Origin of the sequence: Methylotenera sp. (assembly GCF_036401095.1) — a bacterium.
GTDB lineage: Bacteria > Pseudomonadota > Gammaproteobacteria > Burkholderiales > Methylophilaceae > Methylotenera.
This window is the reverse complement of the sequence record NZ_DASWWA010000012.1, coordinates 130758-139245: the sequence shown is the minus strand read 5'-3', so window position 1 is coordinate 139245 and position 8488 is coordinate 130758. Positions and strand designations below refer to the sequence as shown.

General features: G+C 42.7%; 4 protein-coding genes and 1 rRNA gene. 4 read left to right on the top strand and 1 reads right to left on the bottom strand.

Annotation, left to right across the window (positions count from 1 at the left end):
* Positions 1 to 98 (top strand): 5S ribosomal RNA (gene rrf / locus VGD82_RS08525); the annotation flags it as partial.
* Between the two features lie 316 nt (positions 99 to 414).
* On the opposite strand, the gene VGD82_RS08520 is transcribed toward rrf, so the two are convergent.
* Positions 415 to 801 carry a PilZ domain-containing protein gene (locus VGD82_RS08520; protein WP_331019987.1) on the bottom strand — a complete coding sequence of 129 codons (387 nt, stop codon included), beginning with the start codon at positions 799 to 801 and terminating at the stop codon, positions 415 to 417.
* A 743-nt stretch (positions 802 to 1544) separates the two neighbouring features.
* On the opposite strand from VGD82_RS08520, the gene aceE reads away from it, so the two are divergent.
* The 3 genes from aceE (at position 1545) to VGD82_RS08505 (ending at position 8448) form a co-directional block, all read left to right on the top strand.
* Positions 1545 to 4214: a pyruvate dehydrogenase (acetyl-transferring), homodimeric type gene (gene aceE / locus VGD82_RS08515; RefSeq protein ID WP_331019986.1), complete on the top strand. Its 2670-nt coding sequence runs from the start codon at positions 1545 to 1547 to the stop codon at positions 4212 to 4214.
* A 12-nt stretch (positions 4215 to 4226) separates the two neighbouring features.
* Positions 4227 to 5552: a dihydrolipoyllysine-residue acetyltransferase gene (gene aceF / locus VGD82_RS08510; protein ID WP_331019985.1), complete on the top strand. Its 1326-nt coding sequence runs from the start codon at positions 4227 to 4229 to the stop codon at positions 5550 to 5552.
* Positions 5553 to 5937: 385 nt separating this feature from the next.
* Positions 5938 to 8448, top strand: coding sequence for a sensor domain-containing protein (locus VGD82_RS08505; protein ID WP_331019984.1), 2511 nt, complete (start codon positions 5938 to 5940; stop codon positions 8446 to 8448).
* Positions 8449 to 8488 lie beyond the last annotated feature (40 nt).

The following is an 8488-nucleotide window of genomic DNA, read 5'->3' as shown; positions in this document are numbered from 1 at the left end:
GTTTGGAACCACCCCTTCCCATCTCGAACAGGGCCGTGAAACGAACCAGCGCCAATGATAGTATGCTCCTTGCATGCGAAAGTAGGTCACTGCCAAGCTATTTATACCAAAAACCCCATTACGAAAGTAGTGGGGTTTTTTACGTCGGTATGCAGCGTATGCCAGCCATCTTTAGCGCTAGCGTTGCGCTTTACCGATACGTCCTGGTTTCCATCCTTATTTACTCTGTAGCTTCTATCTCATGGTAACTATTACACTGCATTGCAGGATGATTCGTGCTAAAGGGGCGCTTCTACGCGGAGTAGGGGGGTGGCACTAAATACACACTTAGATCAAGTCATGATTGGCGAAGAGAGGCTTGATGCTGGGACCACTTCTATTGGCTTCGATGTTTATTATGCAGTGTCGCGAGTATTACATTTTAATTTTTATGCTATTTAACATGTGACTGAGTTCAGTAACTAACAGAGCTTCATTGCCAGTATTAAATAGGATCAGCTTTCGTAAGCTTGTGATGCTGTCTACATCCATCTGTAAAGACTCTAGGCCGATCAGGCTGCCTTCATGGTGCACAACTTTGCCTTGCATTGTAATTTTTTCACCATTGCCAAGAGTTAGTGTCATCAGGCAAATACGTAGCTGTATAAAGGCCGTAATGGGCTTGTCGGTTTCAACTAAAGCACCTTTTAGTGATATATCAAGCAAATGTGCAGTTTGAATATTCTCTAATAAGCGGATGTTGAGTTCAACTGTGGCATCGAAATGAATGCGTGCGTAATGCCTAGATTCATTGATAAGCATACATGCACCTCCAGTAATAACATATAAAAAACGAATCATCGCATCTACATTAATATACGCTTATTGCGGGTTTTACGCACATTTTATGATGTGCTTTCTATTGTTCGCACTGATAAATATCTTGTCGTTAATGGTGGTTAACATAAGCGAGCCTTGATGCTGAGTTATAAGTTGTCTGTTTGTTAACTTGATAAGATTGCGTTTTTAGTGAGTCCTGATTGGTCATCAATATGAGATTTATGCTCGATTATTTGTTCGGGTGCGCTTTAGTACAAGTTTGTTTAGGTCTGTTTAACACGCTTTTTTTAATTTTTTTGTTTTGGTTGGCTCACATTTTAATCTAGTGCATAATCTGTCGGGAATTGATCTGTTCTATTGTTTCTTGCTAATGTTATTTAAAATGCCATTTCCCCTTTATTTTATGATTTTGGCTGATGATAGCGTCATTTTTGAGTATTTTAATGAATATTAATTAACTCTTAACTCTTATACTAAATGTTGTGATTATGTATAAGATACATGTGCAAAATGCTTAAAAAGCACGACTAAACTTGACCAAAACCACTAAAAAAGCCACACTACTGTTTTATAAAAAATTAAATTACAACGCATTTTGAATGCGCGGTATTTCAGACACGCTGTATTTGTTTTTGCTTTATTAGTCGATTGATGATTACACCTGCGAGCGTAGGTGCAATACGGTTAAGTAAGTAGGCAACTACGGCTCACGGAGCTACAACTGAATGTCATTGAACACACCTTTGAATAATCCAGATATTGATAGTCAAGAAACTCAAGAGTGGCTTGATGCTTTAATGGCCGTTATTGAAAATGAGGGCACAGAGCGTGCGCATTTCTTACTTGAGGCGATGATTGATAAAGCACGCCGTTCAGGTAGTAACTTACCTTACAAAGCGACTACAGCGTACTTAAATACGATTCCTACTCATTTACAGGCTAAATTACCTGGTGACCCAGAAATGGAGCGCAGAGTGCGTGCTTTAGTACGCTGGAATGCAGTGATGACTGTGTTGCGTGCGAACGAGAAGTCACCGGGCGTAGGTGGTCATATTGCTAGCTTCCAATCTGCTGCGACACTTTATGACACCGGCTTTAACTATTTCTTCCGTGCGCCGAATGAAAATTTTGGCGGCGATTGCGTTTACTTCCAAGGCCACTCATCACCTGGTGTATATGCGCGTGCTTTCTTAGAAGGCCGTATTACCGAAGAGCAAATGGATAACTTCCGTCAAGAAACTGGCGGCAATGGTTTACCAAGCTACCCACATCCTTGGTTAATGCCAGATTTTTGGCAGTTTCCTACGGTTTCTATGGGTTTAGGCCCTTTAGCTGGTATTTATCAAGCACGTTTCCTTAAGTATATCCATGACCGTGGTATTGCTGATACTAGCGACCGTAAAGTATGGGTGTTCTGTGGTGATGGCGAGATGGATGAGCCTGAATCATTAGGTGCTATTTCATTAGCTAGCCGTGAGAAGCTAGATAACCTGATCTTTGTGATTAACTGTAACTTACAGCGCCTAGATGGCCCTGTGCGCGGTAACGGCAAAATCATCCAAGAGTTAGAGTCAGATTTCCGTGGCTCTGGCTGGAACGTATTGAAAGTGGTTTGGGGTTCTTACTGGGATCCTTTATTGGCGATGGATAAAGACGGCTTGCTGAAAAAACGCATGGAAGAGTGCGTGGACGGTGAGTACCAAAACTTTAAACAAAAAGGTGGCGCATACACACGTGAGCACTTCTTTGGTAAATATCCTGAACTGAAAGAAATGGTTGCTGCGATGAGTGACCAAGACATTTGGCGCTTAAACCGTGGTGGCCATGACCCACATAAAGTATTTGCTGCTTACAACTCTGCAGTAAACCACAAAGGTCAACCTACTGTAATTTTAGCTAAAACTGTTAAAGGTTACGGCATGGGCGATGCTGGTGAAGGTCAAAACACGACGCACCAACAAAAAAGCATGGATATTGAGTCACTTAAGAAATTTCGTGATCGCTTTGACTTGCCAATTACAGATGAGCAAGTTGAGAGCTTGAGTTTCTATAAACCTGCTGAAGACTCACCTGAAATGAAATACATGGCATCACGCCGTGAAGCAATGGGAGGATTTGTACCACAACGTCGTCGTAAAGGTAATGAACTTACCGTTCCTGCATTGTCTGCATTTGAAAATATGCTGACAGCTACTGGTGATCGTGAAATTTCAACCACCATGGCATTTGTACGTATCTTATCTACCTTAGTGCGTGATAAGCAGATTGGTAAATATGTAGTACCTATCGTGCCGGATGAAGCGCGTACTTTTGGTATGGAAGGGATGTTCCGCCAGTTAGGTATCTATGCGAGCCAAGGTCAGTTGTATGAGCCACAAGACTCAGACCAAGTGATGTACTACAAAGAATCAAAAGACGGTCAGATTCTAGAAGAGGGTATTAACGAAGCTGGTTCTTTCTCTAGCTGGCTAGCTGCGGCAACGTCATACTCTGTTACTGGCGTACAAATGATCCCGTTCTACATTTACTACTCTATGTTTGGTTTCCAACGTGTTGGTGACTTGGCTTGGATGGCAGGTGACTCTCGTGCGCGTGGTTTCTTGTTAGGTGCGACAGCTGGCCGTACTACATTGAACGGTGAAGGTTTACAGCATGAAGATGGTCATAGTCACTTGATGTCTGCGACTATTCCAAATTGTATTTCTTACGACCCGACCTTCTCTTATGAGTTGGCAGTGATCATTCAAGAAGGCTTGCGTCGTATGGTGCAAAATCAAGAAGATGTTTATTACTACATCACCTTGATGAATGAGAACTACAGCCACCCAGCAATGCCTGAAGGCAGCGCTGAAGGTATCCTTAAGGGCATGTATAGCTTTAGTAAATCAAAAGCTAAGGGTGAAAAAGTGCAGTTGATGGGTAGCGGTGTGATTCTGCGTGAAGTAATTGCAGCTGCTGAATTACTGGAAAAAGATTGGGGCATATCTGCTGATGTGTGGAGCGTACCTAGTTTTACTGAACTGCGTCGTGAAGGTTTGGAGTGTGACCGCTGGAATATGTTGAACCCAGAAAAAACGCAAAAAGTGAGCTATGTTGCTGCTAGCTTAAAAGATGCGCAAGGCCCTGTGATTGCCTCTACTGACTACATGAAGAGCTTTGCTGAGCAGATTCAACGTTTTGTACCAAACAAATTTGTAGCACTTGGTACGGATGGTTTTGGCCGTTCTGATAGCCGTGAAGCATTACGTGATTTCTTTGAAGTTAATCGCTACTATGTGGTTGTTGCCGCGCTAAAAGCATTAAGCGATGAGGGTAAATTGCCAGTTGCTAAAGTGGCTGAAGCCGTTAAAAAATACAGTTTGGATGCGAATAAGCCAAACCCAACGACAGTTTAAGGATACACATAGATGGCAGTTCAAGATATTTTTGTCCCGGATATCGGTAATTTCGATAGTGTGGATGTAATTGAAGTATTAATTAAAGCTGGCGATGTGATTGCTAAGGATGACTCGCTGATTACGGTGGAGTCTGATAAAGCCTCTATGGATATTCCTGCGCCGTTTGCTGGTGTTGTGAAAGAAGTAAAAATCAAGGTTGGTGATAAGGCTGCTCAAGGTACATTGTTAATCACAATGGACGTAAGTGATGCCGCGCCTGTTGCTGAGGCTAAACCAGTTGCAGCGCCTGCAGTTGTTGAGGCGCCGAAAGCGGTGATTCCTGAGCCGACTAGACCGGCGCCGGAGCCACCAAAACCAGTACAGCCAGCGCAGCAGCCAGTACCAGTGGCTGAGAGCATTGTTGTCGCATCAGGCAAGCTTTCACATGCGAGCCCATCAATCCGTAAGTTTGCGCGTGAATTAGGCGTCAACTTGGCATTGGTGACAGGAACCGGCGCTAAAAATCGCATTTTGCAAAGCGATGTACAAGCCTATGTGAAAGGTGAACTGGCAAAACCACGTACTGAAAACATGGCCGCTGGTGTTAACGGTTTAGCTACATTGCCAATGCCAGTCATTGACTTTAGCAAGTTTGGTGCGATTGAGACTAAATCTTTATCACGCATTAAGAAACTATCTGGCGCAAACCTACACCGCAACTGGGTCACTGCACCACATGTAACGCAGTTTGACGAGGCAGATATTACGGATCTGGAAGATTTCCGTAAGTCTATGCAAGCAGATGCTGAAAAACGTGGCGTGAAACTGACGATGTTGGCGTTTTTAATTAAAGCCTCAGTCAATGCATTAAAAGCTTATCCTAACTTTAATGCTTCACTTTCACCTGATGGTGATAACCTGATATTGAAAAACTACTTCAATATTGGTTTTGCCTGTGACACACCTGACGGTTTAGTGGTGCCAGTGGTGCGTGATGTGCATCAAAAAGACGTGCTGGATATTGCCCGTGATTTAATGGACTTATCTGCAAAAGCACGTGAGCGTAAGCTTAAAGTTGAAGAAATGCAGGGTGGTTGCTTCACTATCTCAAGCCTTGGTGGTATTGGCGGTACGATGTTTACTCCAATCATCAACTGTCCTGAGGTGGCGATTTTAGGTGTTTCACGTTCATCTATGCAGCCTGTATATAACAAAGATACCAATGGTTTTGAGCCACGCTTAATTTTACCGATGTCATTGTCATATGACCATCGCGTGATTGACGGTGCTGATGGCGCACGCTTTACTAGTCACATGCGTATGATGCTAAGTGATGTGCGTAGGTTATTGCTGTAATGTTCTGAGTATTTTTTGTATGCCTTACAATTGCTAAATTAACTAGCTTGTCATTTAGGCATTAGCTAAAAAGGGCTGATTTCTGTATATGCAGAATCAGCCCTTTTTATTTTTATCATGGCGATATTGATCGAAAATATAATTAAATACTCTATATTTGCACTGAGTAATTAATAATTTTTTACCTTTAAGATAGGTCGAAATCTAATTTATTGCTTTACGATTATCTATATGGGGATATAGACTAAAACAAAAGTTATTTTTAGATGTTGTAATCTTGAACTTAAGTGACTGATACCACGATAGTTTGTGGCTGCTTATCATAGTTGTAGATTTCTCAATGGATGTGCATTCTTAGTAATGAACTGGTAATCGAGAGGGTAATATGGAGTGGTTAGGTCAGACATTAGGGGGGCAGTCATTGCTCCCGCATGGGTATTGCCTCACATGGAACCCGTCCTTGCTATGGACTATGGTGGTTTCAGATGCAGTGATTGCACTATCTTACTTTTCAATTCCTTTTGCATTATGGTACTTTGCAAGAAAGCGCCCCGATATTCCATACCGATGGTTAATGGTGGTGTTTGGGATGTTTATTGTTGCTTGCGGTGTCACGCACATATTTGACATTGTAAATATATGGCAGCCTTCATACTGGGCGAGTGCTTATGCCAAAGCTTTTACCGGAGCTATCTCTTTTGCTACGGCTATTGCACTTTGGTGCATTATGCCTTTAGCACTTAGGGCGCCTTCTGCGCAGAACTTAAAAGTACTTAATCAAGAGTTGGCACGTTCACATGCTGAGCTAGAAACCCGTGTGGAGCAAAGAACCGCTGAGCTCACTTCTGCCTTAAATCAAAGCCATCGTTTGAGTGAGGCATTAGATCATATCCCAGCTTTTGTATACATTAAGGATACCAGCGGTAAATATGTTTATGCGAATCGCATGACCTTAGACTTTTTTAAGTGTTCTGCTAATGATTTGGTGCAGATAGATGAGAGCAAATATTTTTCCGCAAAAACACTTGCTAGGATTAAAGAGGTTGAAAAAAGAGTGCTAGAAGCTGGTGAGGATGCTCGCGAAGAGATAGAAGCAATTTCGGATGATGATGAAAAACGTACTTTTCTACAAATTAAAACACCTATTTATGAGAGTGCTGTGGACCGTAATATTGGGGGCCTATGTGGGATTTCTACAGATATCACCGACCTTAAAAATGCAGAAATATCTTTGCGTATTGCTGCTACTGCGTTTGAATCATCAGATGGCATTTTAATCACAGATGCAGATTGTGCAATTCTCCAAGTTAATCCTGCGTTTACTGCAATCACAGGCTATTCTGCAGAGGATGTCGTAGGTAAAAATCCTAATATATTAAGCTCCGGCCGCCATGACCGTCTGTTTTATCAGGCGCTGTGGGACAGGGTAAACACCACTGGTACATGGTGCGGGGAGATATGGAATAGACGCAAAAGTGGTGAAATCTATCCGGAGCGTATCACTATCTCTGAAGTGAAAGATAACGGCGGTAAAGTCACTAACTACGTTTCTGTATTTACAGATATTAGCGAGAGTAAGGCTTCATCGGAGCAGATTGAGCATTTGGCGTTTTATGACCCGCTCACTAACTTGCCTAACCGTTTGCTGTTGCTGGATCGCGTGCGTCAGGCATTTTCATCCAGTAGCCGTACTGGCAAAAAAGGGGCATTGTTATTTGTCGATTTGGACCACTTTAAAGTGCTCAACGACACCTTGGGGCATAGTACTGGCGATTTATTGTTGAAGCTGCAAGCAGAGCGTTTGAGCCATTGCGTGCGAGCAGGTGATACGGTGGCGCGTTTTGGCGGTGATGAGTTTGTTGTTGTGCTTGAGGATCTAGACCGTAACGCGACTGAGGCTGCGGCGATTGCTGAACAGATTGGCAATAAAATACTATCGACCTTACATGAGCCTTGCCTGTTTGGAACGCATCAATATCAAAGCACTTCTAGTATTGGCATCACTTTATTTAATGGTGACAAACATGAGATTGAAGACTTGCTGAAGCAGGCCGACATTTCTATGTATCAAGCGAAAAAAGCGGGTAGAAATACGCTGCGCTTCTTTGACCCTGCCATGCAGGAGAAACTCAGTGTACGTGCCAGTTTGGAAAGTGAGCTTAGGTATGCAATTGAGAAACATCAACTGGCACTTTATTACCAAGTACAGGTTGATGATAATCAGCGACTGGTTGGGGCTGAAGCTTTAATCCGTTGGATACACCCAGTACGCGGCATTGTGTCTCCGGTAGATTTTATCCCGATTGCAGAGGAGAGTTCGTTAATTCTAGATGTGGGGCATTGGGTAATTAATACTGCTTGCATGCAGTTAGCCGAGTGGGCTAAAAATGCTGAGAAAAAACATTTAATGATTGCAGTGAATGTGAGTGCGCATCAGTTTAGGGCTCTGGATTTTGTGCAATCTGTTCATCAGGCTATTGATTTGCATAAGATTGACGCGTCACGCTTGAAGTTAGAGTTGACTGAGAGCGTAATTTTGGAAGAGGTTGATGAGGTAATTGCCAAAATGCATGCTCTAAAAGCACTGGGGGTTAGGTTGTCGCTAGATGACTTTGGTACAGGTTATTCTTCACTTTCTTATCTTAAAAAGCTACCGCTTGACCAGGTGAAGATTGACCAGAGTTTTGTACGAGATTTGGCCTATGATCCTAACGACGCCATCATGGTGAAGACCATTATCGACTTGGCGAATAACTTCCGTATCAATGTGATTGCAGAAGGCGTAGAAACAGAGCTTGAATTGGAGATTTTGAAAGATTATGGATGCAGACTTTATCAGGGCTATTTGTTTGGTAAACCTGTTCCTATTGAGCAGCTTCAGTTTTCTGTGATCTGAGCGTTTTTACAGCAATCCTCAACATGATCTCAACTGCACA